19 protein-coding genes are annotated in these 18,109 nt (G+C 31.2%); 10 read left to right on the top strand and 9 right to left on the bottom strand.

Annotated features, from left to right (window positions below; genetic code table 11):
- Window positions 1-42: 42 nt before the first annotated feature.
- Window positions 43-465 (bottom strand): hypothetical protein, encoded by a 423-nt coding sequence (locus BWR22_RS00530; protein WP_076731498.1) that lies wholly within the window; start codon window positions 463-465, stop codon window positions 43-45.
- A 123-nt stretch (window positions 466-588) separates the two neighbouring features.
- On the opposite strand from BWR22_RS00530, the gene BWR22_RS00525 reads away from it, so the two are divergent.
- The 6 genes from BWR22_RS00525 to BWR22_RS00500 all read left to right on the top strand — a co-directional run bounded on the left by BWR22_RS00525 (window position 589) and on the right by BWR22_RS00500 (window position 6,088).
- Window positions 589-1,248, top strand: coding sequence for a metal-dependent transcriptional regulator (locus BWR22_RS00525; RefSeq protein WP_076731497.1), 660 nt, complete (start codon window positions 589-591; stop codon window positions 1,246-1,248).
- Window positions 1,235-2,035, top strand: a complete 801-nt coding sequence (locus BWR22_RS00520; protein ID WP_076731496.1) for a transporter — start codon at window positions 1,235-1,237, stop codon at window positions 2,033-2,035. The genes BWR22_RS00525 and BWR22_RS00520 overlap by 14 nt, the downstream gene beginning before the upstream one ends.
- Before the next feature lie 33 nt (window positions 2,036-2,068).
- The gene (locus tag BWR22_RS00515) at window positions 2,069-2,977 is read left to right on the top strand and encodes a metal ABC transporter solute-binding protein, Zn/Mn family (protein WP_076731495.1); all 909 of its coding nucleotides are present in this window, start codon (window positions 2,069-2,071) and stop codon (window positions 2,975-2,977) included.
- 1 nt (window position 2,978) lies between these two features.
- Window positions 2,979-3,716, top strand: a complete 738-nt coding sequence (locus BWR22_RS00510) for a metal ABC transporter ATP-binding protein (protein WP_076731494.1) — start codon at window positions 2,979-2,981, stop codon at window positions 3,714-3,716.
- A 91-nt stretch (window positions 3,717-3,807) separates the two neighbouring features.
- Window positions 3,808-4,935 carry a metal ABC transporter permease gene (locus BWR22_RS00505; protein WP_076731493.1) on the top strand — a complete coding sequence of 376 codons (1,128 nt, stop codon included), beginning with the start codon at window positions 3,808-3,810 and terminating at the stop codon, window positions 4,933-4,935.
- Window positions 4,928-6,088, top strand: a complete 1,161-nt coding sequence (locus BWR22_RS00500; RefSeq protein WP_076731492.1) for a metal ABC transporter permease — start codon at window positions 4,928-4,930, stop codon at window positions 6,086-6,088. Before BWR22_RS00505 ends, BWR22_RS00500 begins: the two co-directional genes overlap by 8 nt.
- A 72-nt stretch (window positions 6,089-6,160) precedes the next feature.
- Here BWR22_RS00500 and pyk read toward each other — a convergent pair whose 3' ends face one another.
- The 5 genes from pyk to BWR22_RS00475 form a co-directional block, all read right to left on the bottom strand.
- Window positions 6,161-7,588, bottom strand: coding sequence for a pyruvate kinase (gene pyk, locus BWR22_RS00495; RefSeq protein WP_076731491.1), 1,428 nt, complete (start codon window positions 7,586-7,588; stop codon window positions 6,161-6,163).
- The gene (locus tag BWR22_RS00490) at window positions 7,588-8,076 is read right to left on the bottom strand and encodes an IPExxxVDY family protein (protein WP_076731490.1); all 489 of its coding nucleotides are present in this window, start codon (window positions 8,074-8,076) and stop codon (window positions 7,588-7,590) included. The genes pyk and BWR22_RS00490 overlap by 1 nt, the downstream gene beginning before the upstream one ends.
- Before the next feature lie 152 nt (window positions 8,077-8,228).
- Complete coding sequence (rnc, locus tag BWR22_RS00485) at window positions 8,229-8,972, bottom strand: ribonuclease III (RefSeq protein ID WP_076731489.1); 744 nt, start codon at window positions 8,970-8,972, stop codon at window positions 8,229-8,231.
- Between the two features lie 7 nt (window positions 8,973-8,979).
- A complete protein-coding gene (gene fabF, locus BWR22_RS00480; protein ID WP_076731488.1) occupies window positions 8,980-10,230 on the bottom strand; it encodes a beta-ketoacyl-ACP synthase II in 1,251 nt (416 codons plus the stop codon).
- Window positions 10,231-10,241: 11 nt separating this feature from the next.
- Window positions 10,242-10,475, bottom strand: a complete 234-nt coding sequence (locus tag BWR22_RS00475; RefSeq protein WP_013869581.1) for an acyl carrier protein — start codon at window positions 10,473-10,475, stop codon at window positions 10,242-10,244.
- A 182-nt stretch (window positions 10,476-10,657) separates the two neighbouring features.
- Here BWR22_RS00475 and purN point away from each other — a divergent pair, with 182 nt between their 5' ends.
- From purN to BWR22_RS00455, 4 genes are all read left to right on the top strand, one after another.
- Window positions 10,658-11,227: a phosphoribosylglycinamide formyltransferase gene (gene purN / locus BWR22_RS00470; RefSeq protein ID WP_076731487.1), complete on the top strand. Its 570-nt coding sequence runs from the start codon at window positions 10,658-10,660 to the stop codon at window positions 11,225-11,227.
- Between the two features lie 34 nt (window positions 11,228-11,261).
- Complete coding sequence (locus BWR22_RS00465; RefSeq protein WP_076731486.1) at window positions 11,262-11,903, top strand: ribonuclease H1 domain-containing protein; 642 nt, start codon at window positions 11,262-11,264, stop codon at window positions 11,901-11,903.
- Between the two features lie 67 nt (window positions 11,904-11,970).
- Window positions 11,971-12,900: a PfkB family carbohydrate kinase gene (locus BWR22_RS00460; RefSeq protein WP_076731485.1), complete on the top strand. Its 930-nt coding sequence runs from the start codon at window positions 11,971-11,973 to the stop codon at window positions 12,898-12,900.
- Between the two features lie 115 nt (window positions 12,901-13,015).
- Window positions 13,016-14,914, top strand: a complete 1,899-nt coding sequence (locus tag BWR22_RS00455) for an amidophosphoribosyltransferase (RefSeq protein WP_076731484.1) — start codon at window positions 13,016-13,018, stop codon at window positions 14,912-14,914.
- 546 nt (window positions 14,915-15,460) lie between these two features.
- Here the strand turns inward: BWR22_RS00455 and BWR22_RS00450 are convergent.
- Genes BWR22_RS00450 through BWR22_RS00440 form a run of 3 tightly spaced genes read right to left on the bottom strand, consistent with a single transcriptional unit; the run spans window position 15,461 to window position 18,011 of the window.
- Complete coding sequence (locus tag BWR22_RS00450) at window positions 15,461-17,032, bottom strand: hypothetical protein (protein ID WP_076731483.1); 1,572 nt, start codon at window positions 17,030-17,032, stop codon at window positions 15,461-15,463.
- Window positions 17,032-17,577, bottom strand: a complete 546-nt coding sequence (locus BWR22_RS00445; RefSeq protein WP_076731482.1) for an RNA polymerase sigma factor — start codon at window positions 17,575-17,577, stop codon at window positions 17,032-17,034. Before BWR22_RS00445 ends, BWR22_RS00450 begins: the two co-directional genes overlap by 1 nt.
- 26 nt (window positions 17,578-17,603) lie before the next feature.
- Window positions 17,604-18,011, bottom strand: coding sequence for a hypothetical protein (locus BWR22_RS00440; protein ID WP_076731481.1), 408 nt, complete (start codon window positions 18,009-18,011; stop codon window positions 17,604-17,606).
- Window positions 18,012-18,109 lie beyond the last annotated feature (98 nt).

Genomic DNA, 18,109 nt, shown 5'->3' with positions numbered 1-18,109 from the left:
TGCCGTTCTATCCTTAACGCAAAAACAATAACGCAGTAAAAATTAGTTTTTAACAGAAAGCTGTACATAATAATCTTCAGCTTTAATTTTAGTGCCATGCTCTGGATAAGGCGCAATATTTAAACCAGAAACCTTTAATTTTTCCGAAGAAAACAAATTCCCTAAAGCATTTTGCAGTTGGCTAGAAGGAGAAAAAACCAATCGTTTTTGTTCTATTTTTTTTCCGTTTTCAAAAACATCAACTAAAACGATTGCTTCGCCTGCCCAAACGCATTGCACACCTTTTGGACAGCGCGAATCGCTTTCAACTGCTACAAATTTAAACTCAATATTTTCAACCTTAATAGTACTGCCATACATTAATTTAGATACAATTTTTGGAGCATCTACTTTTACACTTGTAGAGTCTTGAGCAAAAACTGAATTAATGATTAATACAGCAAAAATTAGTAATAGTTTTTTCATGATAATTAAACAAATTAGAAAATAAATATAGCTTAAATCATACCAAAATTACAATAATTAAAAATTTTAGTTACATTTGTAAAAAATTTAAGTAAGCTTAAAAATTAATTAAAGCAATTAAAAATGTCTGTAGCAATAGAGAATTTTGTAAAAGCTATTTACAAAAACAACAATAACGATGTTAACGATACCAAACCAGGTAACATTGCAAAAAAATTAGGCATATCTAACGCAGCAGCAACAGATATGGCAAAAAAATTAGCCGCAAAAAATTTACTTAATTACGAAAAATACCAAGCCTTACAACTTACAAATAAAGGCGAGAAAATGGCATTAAATGTTATTAGAAAGCATAGGTTATGGGAAGCGTTTTTACATAAAACATTCGATATGACTTTGCATGAAATACATAGAGAAGCAGAATTTTTAGAGCACGAAACCTCAGATTTTTTAGCAAATAAAATTAGCGACTATTTAGGTAATCCAAAATTCGATCCGCATGGCGATCCAATTCCAAACGAAAAAGGAGAAATTACAACTATAGACACATCAATTAGCTTATCAAACACTCAAGAAGGCAAACAATATATTATATCACGATTAATGAGTGATGATAAAGAATTCTTTGATTTTTGCGCACAAAACGGTCTTAAATATGGTAATTCCATATTGGTAACAAAACAGTTTAGCAAAAATAAAATGACTCAAATATCAATTAACAATAACACCATTCTTTTAAACGAAGATTTTACAAACATAATTTACGTCAATGATCTCAACTAAAAATTTAAAAACAATTACAACTGGATTTTTATTTTCTGTTGTATCTTTTTCATTTGCACAAGAAAACAAAACACTTGAGCCATTAATAACAGATAGACCAGATGCTACCGAGTCTCCAACAGCAATGCCTAAAGGATTTCTGCAAGTAGAAACTGGTGCGTTTTACGAAAGTTTTGAGGAAAACAACATTAAAACCGAAGACTTTACTTATAACACTATGTTGGTGCGTTACGGCTTACTAAATAATTTAGAGTTACGCTTAGGTTATGATTATACAGATAGCACAGTAAAATTTAATGGTAGTAAAATTGCATCAGCCAATAGCTTTTCTCCTTTGCTTTTAGGTTTTAAAACAACCATTACTCAAGAAAACGGCTGGATGCCAGAAATTGGTTTTCTTGGTCATTTAAACTTGCCGTTTTCTGTAAAAAAAGAATTAAGGCCAGAAAATACTGGAGTAGATTTTAGATTTTCTTTTGCACATACATTAAGCGAGAAATCTAGTTTATCTTATAATTTAGGCGCCGCTTGGGAAAACGACAATCCAGAAGCAGCTTACGTTTATACAATTGCTTACGGCTATAGCTTAACTAATAAGCTTGGTGCTTATGTAGAGTTATATGGTGATTTTCCAGAAAACAATAAAGCTAACCATCTTTGGGATGCAGGATTTACTTACTTAGTTTCAAACAATTTTCAGTTAGACGCAACCGTTGGCTCAAGCATAACAAACGGGCAAGACATATTAATAAGTGGTGGATTTAGTTTTAGAATTCCAAAGTCTTAACAAATTAACTATTAGTATATAAATACAATAAAAATGAAAAAAACAATACTACTTTTAGCAATTACACTATCTTTTTTTAATTGTAAAAATGACTCAAAAAAAGACAATAGCAAACTAAATGTTGTTACCACTACAACCATGATTACAGATTTGGTTAAAAATATTGGAGGCGATTTAGTTAGCGTAAACGGTTTAATGGGTTCTGGTGTAGATCCGCATTTATATAAAGCTAGCGAAGGCGATGTTACCAAATTAGTAAATGCAGATGTTATTTTTTATAACGGTTTACATTTAGAAGGAAAACTGGTAGAAGTTTTCGAAAAAATGAAAACACAATCACCAATTGCTTTGGCAGATGGTTTAGATAAATCGGGCTTAATTGGTTCAGATTATTTTGCTTCAAATTACGATCCGCATGTATGGTTTAATATTTCTTATTTCAAACAATTTGCTAAAAAAGTAACACAAGTTTTAGCTGAAAAAAATCCTGAAAATGCTGCGCGTTTTACTGAAAATGAAAAAAATTACCTTCAGCAATTAGAAGCTTTACAAGCAAAAGTGTCCTCAACAATTGAAACACTTCCAAAAGAAAAAAGAATACTAGTAACTGCACATGATGCCTTTAATTATTTCGGAAAAAATTACGGTTTTAATGTTGTTGGTTTACAAGGATTAAGCACTGCAACCGAAGCAGGCGTACAAGACGTTCAAAAATTAGCTACCTTTATAATAGAAAATAAAGTGAAAGCCATTTTTGTTGAAAGTTCTGTACCAAAACGTACGATTGAAGCTTTACAAGCAGCGGTAAAATCTAAAAATCACGATGTGGTTATTGGTGGTACTTTATATTCTGATGCGCTTGGAAACGCAGGAACTATTGAAGGTACATATATTGGTATGTTTGAGTACAATGTAAATACAATTGTAAACGCTTTAAAATAATATGAAAACTAAAATAGCCGTAAAAGTAGACGACCTTACAGTAGCTTACAACTACAAGCCAGTACTTTGGGATATCGATTTAGAAATTCCAGAAGGAGTATTAATGGCTATTGTAGGACCAAATGGCGCTGGAAAATCAACACTTATAAAATCTATTTTAGGCATTCTAAAACCCATTGCAGGAAGCGTTACTATTTATGGTAAACCTTATGAAAAACAACGCAGACTAGTTGCTTATGTACCGCAAAAAGGAAGTGTAGATTGGGACTTCCCAACTACTGCCCTAGATGTTGTAATGATGGGAACCTACGGTAGTTTAGGTTGGATAAAAAGGCCAAGACAAAAAGAAAAAAAAGCAGCACTTGAAGCTTTAGAAAAAGTAGGAATGCTAGCCTTTAAAGGCAGACAAATTAGCCAGCTTTCTGGAGGACAACAACAGCGTATTTTTTTAGCACGCGCTTTAGTGCAAAACGCTTCTATCTATTTTATGGATGAGCCGTTTCAAGGTGTTGATGCAACAACCGAAATTGCAATTATTAATATTTTAAAAGAATTACGTAAAGCAGGAAAAACTGTTATTGTTGTGCATCACGATTTACAAACTGTACCAGAATATTTTGATTGGGTAACTTTTTTAAATGTGAAAAAAATTGCCACAGGTCCAGTAAAAGATATATTTAATGATGATAATTTAACCAAAACTTACGGTATAAACTATAAAGTAAGTATACAGGAGTAATCAATTCCTGTGAAGACAGGAATCTCATAAAATGAAATTATAAATAACAAATATTGCGAAAACAGGATGAAATTCTGCCTTCGCAGGAATTATGGACATAACAGAATATTTTTCATTAGTATTTAGTGATTATACACTACGCACAATAACACTTGGAACAGCCATTTTAGGCGCTGTAACAGGCATGCTTGGTAGTTTTGCTGTACTTAGAAAGCAAAGCTTACTTGGTGATGCTATTTCGCACGCTGCCTTACCAGGTATTGCAATTGCCTTTTTAATTACCGGTGCAAAAGATTCTAACACTCTACTTTTAGGTGCTTTAGTTAGTGGGCTAATTGGAACATTTTGGATTCGTGGTATTGTAAAGAAAACACATTTAAAAAGTGATACTGCTTTAGGGTTAATATTGTCGTTATTTTTTGGTTTTGGTATGTTATTATTAACCTTTATACAAAAGCAACCCAATGCGAACCAAGCAGGATTAGATAAATATTTATTTGGTCAAGCAGCGACTCTAGTAGAAAGTGATGTTTGGTTAATGGCTATTATTACTGGCTTATGTTTGTTTGTTCTATTACTATTTTGGAAAGAATTTAAAATTTTGCTTTTTGATGCAGACTATACTAAAACACTTGGATTTAACACTAAGTTTATAGATGTTTTAATCACTAGTTTTATTGTATTAGCTATTGTATTAGGTTTACAAACTGTTGGTGTTGTATTAATGAGTGCTATGCTGTTAGCACCAGCTGCTGCTGCACGACAATGGACAAACAGTTTATCTACAATGGTAGTTTTAGCTGCTATTTTCGGCGCATTTTCAGGTGTTTTTGGTACAGCAATTAGTGCCAGCCAAACCAATTTATCTACTGGACCTGTAATTGTTTTAGTGGCTTCGGTTTTTGTGTTTTTCTCTTTTGTTTTTTCGCCAAGTCGTGGCTTACTGTTTAAACAAATTAGGGTTATTAAAAACCGTCGCGATTTAGAGCTTCATAAAACATTAGCTTTTATGTATCATATTGCAGAAACGCATGATAATATTTCGCATCCGCATGCTATTAAATTACTAAATAACTTTCAAGGTTATACAAAATCTACATTGCAAAAATTGGTAGAAAAAGATTATGTAAAATTAGAAGGTAAAATGTGGCGATTAACCGAAACAGGTTTTAATACTGCTGCAAATTTATATACAAAACAATCTACAGACGATGAATAGCGCTCAAATTGAAATACAACTTATTGCAAGCCTAGTCGCTATTGCTTGCGCTATTCCTGGTACTTTTTTAGTGCTTAGAAAAATGGCTATGATAAGCGATGCTATAAGTCATTCTATTTTACCTGGAATTGTCATTGGATTTTTTATTACACATAACCTCAACTCACCATTGCTAATTTTATTTGCTGCTTTTACAGGTATTATTACTGTGGTTTTAGTTGAGTATATTCAAAAAACTGGATTGGTAAAAGAAGACACAGCCATAGGTTTAGTGTTTCCTGCTTTATTTAGTATTGGTGTAATATTAATTGCTAAAAATGCTAACGATGTACATTTAGATGTAGATGCTGTTTTACTTGGTGAATTAGCCTTCGCACCTTTTGATAGGTTGCTAATTTCTGGTGTAGATGTTGGGCCCAAAGCACTGTGGATTATTGGTGTTATTTTGTTAATTACAGTAATACTATTAATCGCATTTTTTAAGGAGTTAAAAGTAAGTACGTTTGATGCTGGATTAGCGGCATCATTAGGTTTTTCGCCAGCGATAATACACTATGGATTAATGAGTGTCGCATCTGTTACAACTGTTGGTGCTTTTGATGCTGTTGGTGCTATTTTAGTTGTTGCCTTAATGATTGCTCCTGCTGCAACCGCCTATTTATTAACTACAGATTTAAAGAAAATGCTTGCTTTAGCTATTGGTTTTGGTGTTTTAAGCGCAATTTCTGGTTATTGGTTTGCACATTGGTTAGATGCCTCTATTGCTGGATCTATTACAACTATGTTGGGATTACTTTTTTTAATTGTTTATTTATTTGCTCCAAGTAAAGGTATTATTGCGGTTATGTATCGTGAAAAACAACAACGTACAGAAGTGTCTCTGTTAACGTTTTTACTGCATTTAAAAAACCACAATGAGCTTGAAGAACGCCATGTTAATCACTTACGAGAGCACATTAATTGGCAAAAAGTTAGAGCTAAAACAGTATTAGAACTGGCAACAAAAAACAATATGATTAGTGTTGAAAATAATATTGTATCTCTTACCGAAAAAGGAGATAAATTCACCTCTAAAGCAATTGATTACATTATAACTAACGAAGATGCGCAAATTGAGGATATGAAAGATGATTTCTTTTTGTTTAGAGGTTAGTTATTTGCATAAATAAAAAACCAGTTACATTTTTGTAACTGGTTTCTACTTTTATATTTATTTTAAAAATTATTATATTTCTGTAATTCTTAACGTGTTTACCATTCCTTTTTCCTGAATAGGCATTGCGGCTAAACTTACAAGCATATCTCCTTTTTCAAGGTAACCCATTTCTTGAGCCATTTTATTAACATCTTCTATAGTTTCATCTGTACTTACAAACTTATCGTAATAGAAAGCTTTAACTCCCCAAAGTAGATTAAGTTGCGTTAAAATACGTCTATTAGATGTAAATACTAATATATGAGATTTTGGTCGCCATGCTGAAATTTGAAAAGCAGTATATCCACTATTTGTTAATGTAGAAATGCCTTTTGCATCAATTTCGTTTGCCATTTGTGCTGCATGATAACAAATAGATTTTGTTATATAACGTTTTGTTCTAATAGTTGGTGGCATGTGTGGAACATTAATTAAATCACTATCCTCGACACTACGAATAATATCTGCCATTTGCTTAATAACTTGAACAGGATATTTACCTACACTAGTTTCTCCAGATAGCATTACGGCATCTGCACCGTCCATAACAGAATTTGCTACATCGTTAACTTCTGCACGAGTTGGTGTTAAACTATCAATCATAGTTTCCATCATCTGCGTAGCAATAATTACCGGTATTCTAGCTTTTTTAGCACGTAAAACTAATTTTTTCTGTACTAAAGGCACTTCTTCGGCTGGGATTTCTACTCCTAAATCTCCACGAGCTACCATTAAACCATCACAATAAGCAACAATTTTATCGATGTTTGCTACACCTTCTGGTTTTTCAATTTTTGCAATAATTGGAATTTTATGGTCACTATGTTCTTTTATAAGTTCTTGTAATACCATTAAATCTTCTGCATGACGTACAAAAGATAGTGCTATCCAATCTACTTTTAGTTCGCAAGCAAATTTTGCATCTGCTATATCTTTTTCTGTTAAAGCAGGTTGAGATATATTTGTATTTGGAAGATTTACACCTTTTTTAGAACGTAAAGGACCTCCTTGAATAACTTTAGCTTTTACTTCTGTTTTTTTATCTGTTGAAACAACTTCGAAAATTAATTTTCCATCGTCTAAAAGAATACGCTCACCTTTTTTAGCATCTTGTGGAAACTTATCGTAAGTCATGTAAACGCGTTCTTTTGTACCTTCAAAACGTTCTCCAGTTGCAAAAATTATTTCATCTCCAGGTTTTACAAATACCTCACCTTTCATTACACCAACTCTAAGTTTTGGGCCTTGTAAATCGGCAAGAATAGAAGCGTTGTAACCAAATTCATCATTAAGTTCGCGAATTGTTTTTACACGTTCTTTTACATCTGCATAATCAGCGTGAGAAAAGTTTATTCTAAAAACATTAGCACCTTCGTCTAACATGCCTTTTAAAACTTTTTTTGAACTTGTTGCAGGACCTAATGTCGCTACTATTTTTGTCTTTTTTCTTTTAAACATTAGTTAAATATTAGTTGATTTTTAGATTTTAAACTTTCAGTATCTATACTGTAAGCTGTAATTACTTGATTTATTTTTAGTATTTTCTCTAAAATAATTTTCTCCTTATTTGGCGAAAAATTATTACTTATTTTAAGTAAATAGTTTGCTTTACTATATTCAGACACCAAATGATGTGTTTTTGTTATAACTTGATTTGCACTAAATAGTGAATCTAAACCGTCGTTAAAATCATTTGTAATTATTTTACAGTTATTAGATACTAGATTCCAGATTTTAAACTGTGTTTTGTCTTCCCATTCAAAAATAGAAAAGGCTGTTTTCTGGTTGTTGTTATCGATGTCTTTGTCTTGTCTCTTGAGTTTTAAGTCTAAAACTTTGTTTAATAAAAAGGCCAATCGATAATCTTCAATTGTACAATGAATACCAATAAGTGAGAAATTTTCTTCTTCTAAAAAATCATCTAAAACGAGTTTTTTTATTGCCATATTAATACTATTTGCACATAGACAGAATTGTAAATATAGTATTTAAAATGGTTTGTAGTACCTTATTTTACTGAATATTAACAAGAATATAATACGAAAACGTTGTAGTGTTTGTGTGTTTTCTTTTTAGGCTTAAAAAAAACTAAAGATAATTAAGAAAAAACTTTTGATATTTGATTTTGAAAAACAAAAAAAGCACGCTTTGAGGCTTTTTCTTCAGCTTTCTTTTTTGATGTAGCTCTTCCTTTTGCAACAATTTTATTGTCTATAGATAGTTTTACAGAGAAATGACGCATATTATCGTTACCAGTATCTTCATAAACATGATAATCGAAAGTCTTTTTTTCTTTCTGGCACCACTCAATTAATAAACTTTTATAGCTAATTACTTTGCCTTCTAGCTGTTCTATATCTACAAATGGTGTGATAACGCGTTTATAAATAAATTTTTCGCATGCTTTATAGCCATCGTCTAGATAAATGGCTCCAACTAAAGATTCAAACAAGTTACCATGTATATTATCTCCAAATTGGCCTTTAGGTATTTTGCTTTCAACTAAATTTATTAGTTTTAAATTGCGCCCTAGTTCATTTAAATGCTCTCTACTTACTATTTTAGAACGCATTTTTGTAAGATAGCCTTCGTCTCCGCTAGGCACTTCAATATACAAGTGATGTGCAATTACTGCGCTAAGCATAGCATCGCCTAAAAACTCCAAACGCTCATAGTTAACAATATTGCCTTTATTGTTTTTTATATTCATAGAACGATGTGTAAACGCTGTTTTAAAGTGTTTAATCGTTTTTGGCTTGTAGCCTATAATTTCAGAAATTGTTGTAAAGAATTCTCCTTTATCTTCTTTAGACTTTGAGAATATGTTTCGAATTCTTTTCATTCAAATTCTAATCTAACTTTTTAAATAATACACAAGCATTATGTCCGCCAAAACCAAAAGTGTTACTCATAGCAACTTTTATATCACGTTTTTGAGGTTGGTTTAGCGTTAAGTTTAGATTAGGATCTATATTTTCATCAATATTTTCGTGGTTAATAGTTGGAGGAACGATACCATGCTCCATTGCTAAAATAGAAGCAATAGATTCAATAGCACCAGCAGCACCAAGTAAGTGACCAGTCATTGATTTTGTAGAATTAATATTAATTGTTTTAGCGTGGTCGCCAAAAACTTCTGTAATTGCTTTAAGTTCTGCAACATCTCCAAGTGGTGTAGATGTTCCGTGTGTATTTATGTGGTCTACGTCTTCAGGCTTTAAACCAGCATTTTCTAGACAATTTCTCATTACTGCCATAACACCTATTCCGTCTGGATGCGGTGCTGTCATATGGTGAGCGTCGCTAGACATTCCTCCACCTACAACTTCGGCATAAATTTTTGCGCCTCTAGCTTTGGCATGTTCATATTCTTCAAGAATAATAGCTCCAGCTCCTTCACCTAATACAAAGCCGTCTCTTGTGGCGTCAAAAGGTCTTGAGGCTGTTTCTGGGCTTTCATTTCTTGTAGATAATGCATGCATAGCATTAAATCCTCCCATTCCAGCGATAGTTACTGCGGCTTCACTTCCTCCTGTAACTATAACATCGCATTGTCCTAAGCGAATGTAATTTAAAGCATCTATCATAGCGTTAGCAGATGATGCACAGGCAGATACGGTTGTATAGTTAGGTCCCATAAATCCATTTTTAATAGATATGTTTCCTGGTGCTATATCTGCAATCATTTTTGGGATAAAGAAAGGATTAAATCTTGGTGTTCCATCTCCTTCAGCAAAGTTTAATACTTCGTTTTGGAAAGTTTCTAAACCTCCAATTCCGGCTCCCCAAATAACACCAACTCTAAGTTTGTTGATGGTATCTAAATTTAGGTTCGCGTCCGCAATAGCCTCATCAGATGCGACCATTGCGTACTGCGTAAACCTATCCATTTTTCGCGCCTCTTTTCTGTCTAGAAAATCGGTTGCGACAAAGTTTTTTAATTCACAAGCGAATTTTGTTTTAAACTTTTCAGTATCAAAATACGTAATAGGTGCAGCACCACTTTTACCGTTAATTAAGGCATTCCAATATTCATCTTTGGTATTACCAATTGGTGTAAGTGCTCCAAGACCCGTAACTACAACTCGCTTTAGTTCCATAAAATTCGTGCTTATTTTGCAGCTTCAATATATGATACAGCTTGACCAACTGTTGCAATGTTCTCTGCTTGGTCATCTGGAATTTGGATATCGAATTCTTTTTCGAATTCCATAATTAATTCAACAGTGTCTAACGAATCTGCTCCTAAGTCGTTTGTGAAGCTAGCTTCTGTTACAACTTCGTTTTCGTCAACACCTAATTTGTCTACGATTATCGCTTTTACTCTTGATGCAATGTCTGACATAATTTTAATTTTTTTAGTTTTAATTAAGAGGCAAAAATAAAAAACTTTATTTTAAAACCATTCTTTCTTTTAAAAAAGACTCCGAAAGTTAATAATTTATTTCGAGGAATTTTGGTTTTAGCCCGTAATTGTTAATAATTATTCTTTTTTTTGTTTGAAGATTTAACATTGAATACTAGAAAATGAAACGTGTAGTAATTTTTGCGTCCGGTAGCGGAAGTAATGCTGAAAATTTAATAAGGTTTTTTCAAAATAGAGACAATGCGTCTGTAATTCAAGTACTAACTAACAATCCGCATGCCAAAGTGCTAAATCGTTGCAAAAAACTGAAAATTAGCGCTTTGTCTTTTAATAAAATTGCTTTTACAGAGACTGAAGATGTTCTAAATATTTTGAAATCTGTAAAGCCAGACTTGATTGTTTTAGCTGGTTTTCTCTGGAAATTCCCTGAGAATATTCTAAAACATTTTAATAATAAAGTAATAAATATACATCCAGCATTATTACCAAAATTTGGAGGTAAAGGTATGTATGGTATGCATGTTCATGAAGCAGTTATAAGACAAAAAGAAACCGAAACAGGTATAACAATTCACTACGTAAATGAGAATTATGATGAAGGAGCTATCATTTTTCAAGCAAAATGCGAGGTGAAAACGTCAGATTCTGCTCAAGATGTAGCAGAAAAAATTCATGAATTAGAAATGAAACATTTTCCTGAAGTGGTTGAAAAAATATTAAACTCACAATAAAAAAATTTGATTTTCGCTTTCACTTAAAATTATTATGAGTAAAAAAAAGAAAAAATATTACACTGTTTGGAAAGGGCATAAAACAGGCGTTTTTGATTCTTGGAATACATGTAAATCATTAATTAAAGACTACGAAGGAGCTCAATACAAGTCTTTTGCAACCTTTGATGCTGCAAAAGAAGCTTTAAAAGGTAATTATTTCGATTATATAGGAAAAAACAAAAGTTTTAAAAGTGAGCTTTCTGCAGAGCAACTTAAAAAAATAGGACTCCCTAATTATAATTCAATAGCTGTAGATGCAGCTTCAAGTGGTAATCCTGGTATAATGGAATATCGTGGTGTAGATACTAAAACAAAACAACAACTTTTTATCCAAGGTCCGTTTGAGCAAGGCACAAATAATTTGGGAGAATTTTTAGCATTAGTTCATGGTTTAAGTTTTTTAAAAAAACATAATAGCGATCGTATTATATATACAGATTCTAAAACAGCAATGAGTTGGGTTAGAAAAAAAACATGCAATTCTAAATTAGAGCGAAACTCTAAAAATAAACCTGTTTACGATTTGGTAGACCGTGCAGTAAAATGGTTAAAAGAAAACGATTACAAAACAACTATAGTAAAATGGGAAACTAAAGCTTGGGGAGAAATACCTGCAGATTTTGGTAGAAAATAAGAATTACATTAATTAATTTAAAACTATATAAAAATCGTATATTTGCCGCTTAAATTAAAACGCTTTTATGAGCAAATTAGTAATAGTAGGTACAGTAGCTTTTGATGCTATAGAAACACCTTTTGGTAAAACCGATAAAATTCTAGGAGGAGCAGCAACTTATATAGGTTTATCTGCTTCAAATTTTGACAATGTAAATGCAGCAGCAGTATCTGTTGTTGGTGGAGATTTTCCGCAAGAATATTTAGATCTATTAACAGATAGAAATATTAATATAGAAGGTATAGAAATTGTAAAAGATGGAAAAACTTTCTTTTGGAGTGGTAAATATCATAACGATATGAACTCTAGAGATACTTTAGCAACAGAGTTAAATGTATTAGAGCATTTTACACCTGTAGTTCCAGAGAGTTATAAGGATGCAGATATTGTTATGCTTGGAAACCTACATCCACTTACACAGCAAAGTGTTTTAGACCAAATGTCTAAAAAACCAAAATTAGCAATTTTAGATACCATGAATTTCTGGATGGATATTGCTATGGACGATTTAAAAGCTGTTTTAAAAAATGTAGATGTTATTACAATTAACGATGAAGAAGCTCGCCAGTTATCTGGAGAATACTCTTTAGTAAATGCAGCTAAGAAAATTCACGAAATGGGACCACAATATGTTGTAATTAAAAAAGGAGAGCATGGCGCACTACTATTTAATGAAGGCAATATGTTTTATGCACCAGCATTACCACTCGCAGAAGTTTTTGATCCAACAGGAGCAGGAGATACATTTGCAGGAGGTTTTTCTGGATATATTGCAAAAACAGGAAACATCTCTTTTGAAAATATGAAGAATGCCGTTATTTATGGATCTGCATTAGCATCTTTTTGTGTCGAGAAGTTTGGCACAGAGCGTATGCTTACTTTAACAGATGAAGAAATATTTGAGCGTCTACAACAATTCAAGGATTTAACACAATTCGAAATAGAATTAAAATAAATTTACGCGCTCATTATTGAGCGCGTTTTTTATTTATTAAAATTTAGTAAATAATAAATAAATTTAGCGACTAAATTTATAGCTAAAATTAACAACAACTCACAACACAACAACAATGAGTGATGCTTTAAAACACGAGTGCGGTATTGCACATATTAGACTTTTAAAACCTTTAGAATTCTATAAAGAAAAGTATGGAAGTGCATTTTATGGAGTAAATAAAATGTATTTAATGATGGAAAAGCAACATAATCGAGGTCAAGATGGTGCAGGCTTTGCTAGTATTAAATTAGACACTAAACCTGGAGAACGTTACATAAGTCGAGTTAGGTCTATACAACAACAACCTATTCAAGATATTTTTGCTCAAATTAACGAACGTATTAATAACGAGTTAGAAGCACATCCAGAGTATAATGATAATGTAGCGCTTCAAAAAAAGCATATTCCGTATATTGGAGAAGTGCTTTTAGGCCATGTACGTTATGGTACTTTTGGTAAAAACAGTGTAGAAAGTGTTCATCCATTTTTAAGGCAAAATAACTGGCAACACAGAAATTTAATTCTTGCCGGTAATTTTAATATGACCAATGTAAAAGAACTTTTTGGTAATTTAGTAGAGCTTGGTCAGCATCCCAAAGAATATACAGACACTATTACCATAATGGAAAAAATAGGTCATTTTCTTGATGATGCTGTAAGTAAAATTTATAAAAAATTAAAAAAAGAAGGTTACAAAAAAAATGAATGCTCACCTTTAATAGCAGAGCGTTTAAACGTTGCAAAAATATTAAAAAGAGCTGCAAAAAACTGGGATGGAGGTTATGCCATGGCAGGATTAATGGGTCATGGAGATAGCTTTGTTTTAAGAGATCCAGCAGGAATTCGTCCAGCATATTATTACAAAGACGACGAAATAGTTGTTGTAGCTTCCGAAAGACCTGTAATACAAACTGTTTTTAATGTAGAATTTGATGATGTAAAGGAACTTGAACCAGGTCATGCTATTATTACAAAAAAGTCTGGAGAAGTTGCTATTAAGCAAATTTTAGAGCCGTTGGAACGTAAGGCTTGTTCTTTTGAACGTGTTTATTTTTCGAGAGGAAGTGACGCAGAAATTTATCAAGAACGTAAAATGTTAGGGCGTCTATTAATGCCTGAGGTTTTAAAAGCCATAGATAATGATACAGCAAACTCAGTATTTTCATATATTCCAAATACAGCTGAAACTTCTTTCTTTGGAATGATTGAAACCGTTGAAGAACACTTAAATCAAAGAAAAACTCAAGCAATTTTAGATGGAGGAGGAAAGCTGTCTAAAGAAACTGTAGTTGAAATTTTAAAAGAAAGACCTCGTATAGAGAAAATTGCAATTAAAGATGTTAAGCTAAGAACTTTTATTACTGAAGATAGTAGCCGAGATGATTTAGTAGCACATGTTTACGATGTTACCTATGGTGTAATTAAACCAACAGACAACCTTGTTATTATTGATGATAGTATTGTACGTGGTACTACTCTAAAAAAGAGTATTATTAAAATGATGGATAGATTACATCCTAAAAAAATTGTAATAGTTTCGTCTGCTCCGCAAATACGTTTTCCTGATTGCTATGGTATTGATATGGCAAATTTAGAAACATTAGTAGCATTTAATGCAACCTTAGAATTATTAAAGGAAAACAATAAGTATCACCTTGTAGAAGAGGTTTATCATAAGTGTAAAGCGCAAGAAAGTTTAGCAGATAAAGATGTAAAGAATTTTGTAAACGAAATATATAACCAGTTTACAACTGAGGAAATATCAGCTAAAATATCTCAATTGTTAAGTGATGATTCTGTAAATGCAGAAGTAGAAATTATTTTTCAATCTGTAGATAATTTACATAAAGCATGCCCTAAAAATTTAGGCGACTGGTATTTTACAGGAAATTACCCAACAGTTGGAGGAAACAGAGTAGTAAATAGAGCGTTTATTAATTTCTATGAAGGAAATAAAGAACGAGCTTATTAATTGATTATCAGTATTTTATTTCATTTTATCTAAGTTTAATGCTTTTAATCTAAAAGATTTTTTAAACGATAATTTTTAATATATTTTTATTATACCATAACATAAGTAGGTTAAGATTATGGTAGATTTGGGGCAAAAAAAGCTGAACTAAAGTTCAGCTTTTTTTATGCAAATAGTTTACTTACAAGTAATTAAGAACTTTGTATTTTATCTAAAAGTATTCTAAAACGCTCAATACTGTCGATGAAATGTATTTTAGCAGATATATTTGCCATTTATCTAAAAAAACAATTTTATTAAAAACTCTTCTTTATATTTGAGCTTACCATAACATAAGTAGGTTAAGTTCATGGTAGATTTGGGGCAAAAAAGCTGGACTCTCGTCCGGCTTTTTTATTTGTAAAAAATTAAAATATTTCTCTTTTAAAATTTTTAATTTATATATAAAAAAGCTGTTCTGGCACAGAACAGCTTTTAAAAATTATTGGGTTGTTAATTTAACAATATACTAAGCAAAAGTTTAACCAACTAAAATTAACTTAAAACTTAAAATTTATAACTAATACCAGTATATACACCAATAATGTATGGTCTAAAATTGCCAGAGGTTTCGTTGTAAGCATTAATTTGATACTTGAAAGTTGGCTCTAAATTAAATTTAACAGTTTTACTAAATTTATAATCTATACCAATTCCAGCATTAGCACTAAAACTTAAATTATTAATATTATTTGCCTCTCCAATTTTTGTTTTTCTATTTTCAACTTCAGTGACAACTTCATTATCACTTAAAAAGAATGTGCTAAATCCGCCTATTAAGTTTAATCCAAAACGTTTTTTTATTACAGAGTATTCAAGTTCTAAAGGAACTTCTAAGTAACTAAGTCTTTGGCTTAGTGCAGCATTTAAATTATCATTAACAACTTCACTAATTTGTTGAACAGAAAAACTATTAGAACTTAATACAGATATATTTTGACCACTACTTGTAGGTATAAAGTTTATATTACGTAAAGGTACATTGCTAGGTGTATTAGTAACGTTTTCATAAACAATAATGTTTGCAGTATCGTAGCTTAAATTAAGTTTATTAATTCCAGATCGTACTTTTAATTTATCGTTTAGGGCATAACCAACATTTATTCCATAGCTTGTGTTTACTTCTCCATTTTTAGGATTATCAATAAATTGATCGTGAATGTGAGAACCTTTGCCAAGAGTATTATAATAAACAGGTGCGGCATTTGCGTTTACCGTCCACCTGTTTATTTTTTCTTCTTTTTCATCAAGATTTTCAATCTTGGCAATAGCTTCTTCTATGGCGTTAGACGAGTTTGCGCTGTCTAGCTCCATCAATTTTTCTTCTTCTTTTTCCGTTTCACTTTTAGTTGAAGCAACATTTGCATTAGTTGCTACATTATCTTGTATAATATCTTTACTATTTATATCAATTTTATTAGAATTAATAGTTGTATTGCTAGTGTTACTATTTAAAACAGTAGCATTTTGATTTGTTTTAGTTTCGTTTAGTGTGCTATTAACAATAGAATTATTATTTGTAGTTGCTTTATTCGTTAAATTATTATTAGTCGATTTTAGTGGTTTGTTTTGGTTAATAAAATTATTTTTGCTTGTTGCACTTTTTGCAACATTATATAAATTTTTATTACCTAGATTTTTTCTATTTAAACTGTTTTTAGGGTTTAAAGAATTTGAAGAAGAATTAATTTCTGAATTATTAGTTTCAATTTTATCTTTACTTGAAGCAGCTACTGGATTAGTAATTGTTTTATTTTCTTGTAAAGAATTATCATTGTTTTTAACAGAACTATTTTTAGTATTAGTAGGTGTGTTGTCTTTTTGGCTATTAGTATTTACAATAGTTGTATTGGTTTTGGTATTTTGATTACTAAATATAAAGTTTCCAACAGAAAATAGTAATAGCAATATAGCTGCAATAGCACTTAAACGTAGCCAAAGAGGAAAAACTGTTTTAGTTTTCTCTGGTTGATGATTTATTTTACTTTGAATATTTTCCCAAACTTTATTGCTAGGCTTGGCTTCAAAATCTTTAAACTTTTCTTGAAAAAGTCTGTCTATTTGTTTTTTATCACTCATTATAAAGATTGAGAATTTAATCTCGTTTTATATTCTATTATTTTATCTTTTAAGGTCTGTCTAGCTCTTGCTAAGTTAGATTTTGATGTTCCAGATGTAATATTTAACATTTGTGCTATGTCTTTATGAGAATAGCCATCCATAACATATAGGTTAAAAACCAAACGGTAACGGTCTGGTAATTCTTGAATAATTTTTAATAAATAATCTAAAGGGATGTTATCTTCATCTTCAATAGTAATTGCTTCATCCTCAATTAAATCTTCATTTACAATATCAAAAACACCTTGTGTTCTATAACGCTGTAATGCGGTATTAATAGTAATTCGTTTTAACCAACCTTCAAAAGAACCTTTGTTTTTATATTGTTCTATTTTTTTAAAAATAGTAATAAACGCATCTTGTAAATTATCTTCTGCTTCTGCATAGTTGCGTGAATACTTTAAGCTTAAAGAAAACAATTTGCTTGAGTAGAGCTTATATAGTTCGCTTTGTGCTTTAGTATCATTAATCTTACAATTTTGTATGAGTTTCTCTAAACTCAAATTAAATCCATGTTTTTAATTAGTAATTATCCTAATACAGGAACTTCTATTGTTAAATAAACATCTTCTCCTTCATCATTTTTGCTTTCCCAAAACTTAAATACATAAGAACCAGTTTCTGTTGCTGTAAAATTGAAACTAGCCTCAAATGGTGTATTTAACTCTTCACAGTTTGTGTTATTTTGAAAAACAGTACCAATAATAACAACTGTTCTATTATTTTGGTTTTTTTTATAAAATATATCACTAAAAGTGTGACATGAAGTTGGTTTTAAATAAGTTACTGTAATTTCATAAGTTTCATTTAAAACAAATTCATCTGGTAAAATTACCGATTCAACTGGCATTGGGTCTTGGTACATTACAAAAGAATCGTCATTTGTGCTGCAAGAGAACAATATAAGGCCAATTATTAAAACAATAATTTTTTTCATTTCTAGTTACTGTTGTACATGTATTTATAAGTAGATGTGAAAATGTTTAAAAGGTTGCGTATAAAAATAAAAAAATCCCGAAAAAATCGGGATTTAAT

The organism is Lacinutrix venerupis, from assembly GCF_001971745.1.
In the GTDB taxonomy this organism is placed as follows: domain Bacteria; phylum Bacteroidota; class Bacteroidia; order Flavobacteriales; family Flavobacteriaceae; genus Lacinutrix; species Lacinutrix venerupis.
Note: the sequence above shows the minus strand (reverse complement) of the source record. Positions and strands in the feature narration are given on the sequence as shown.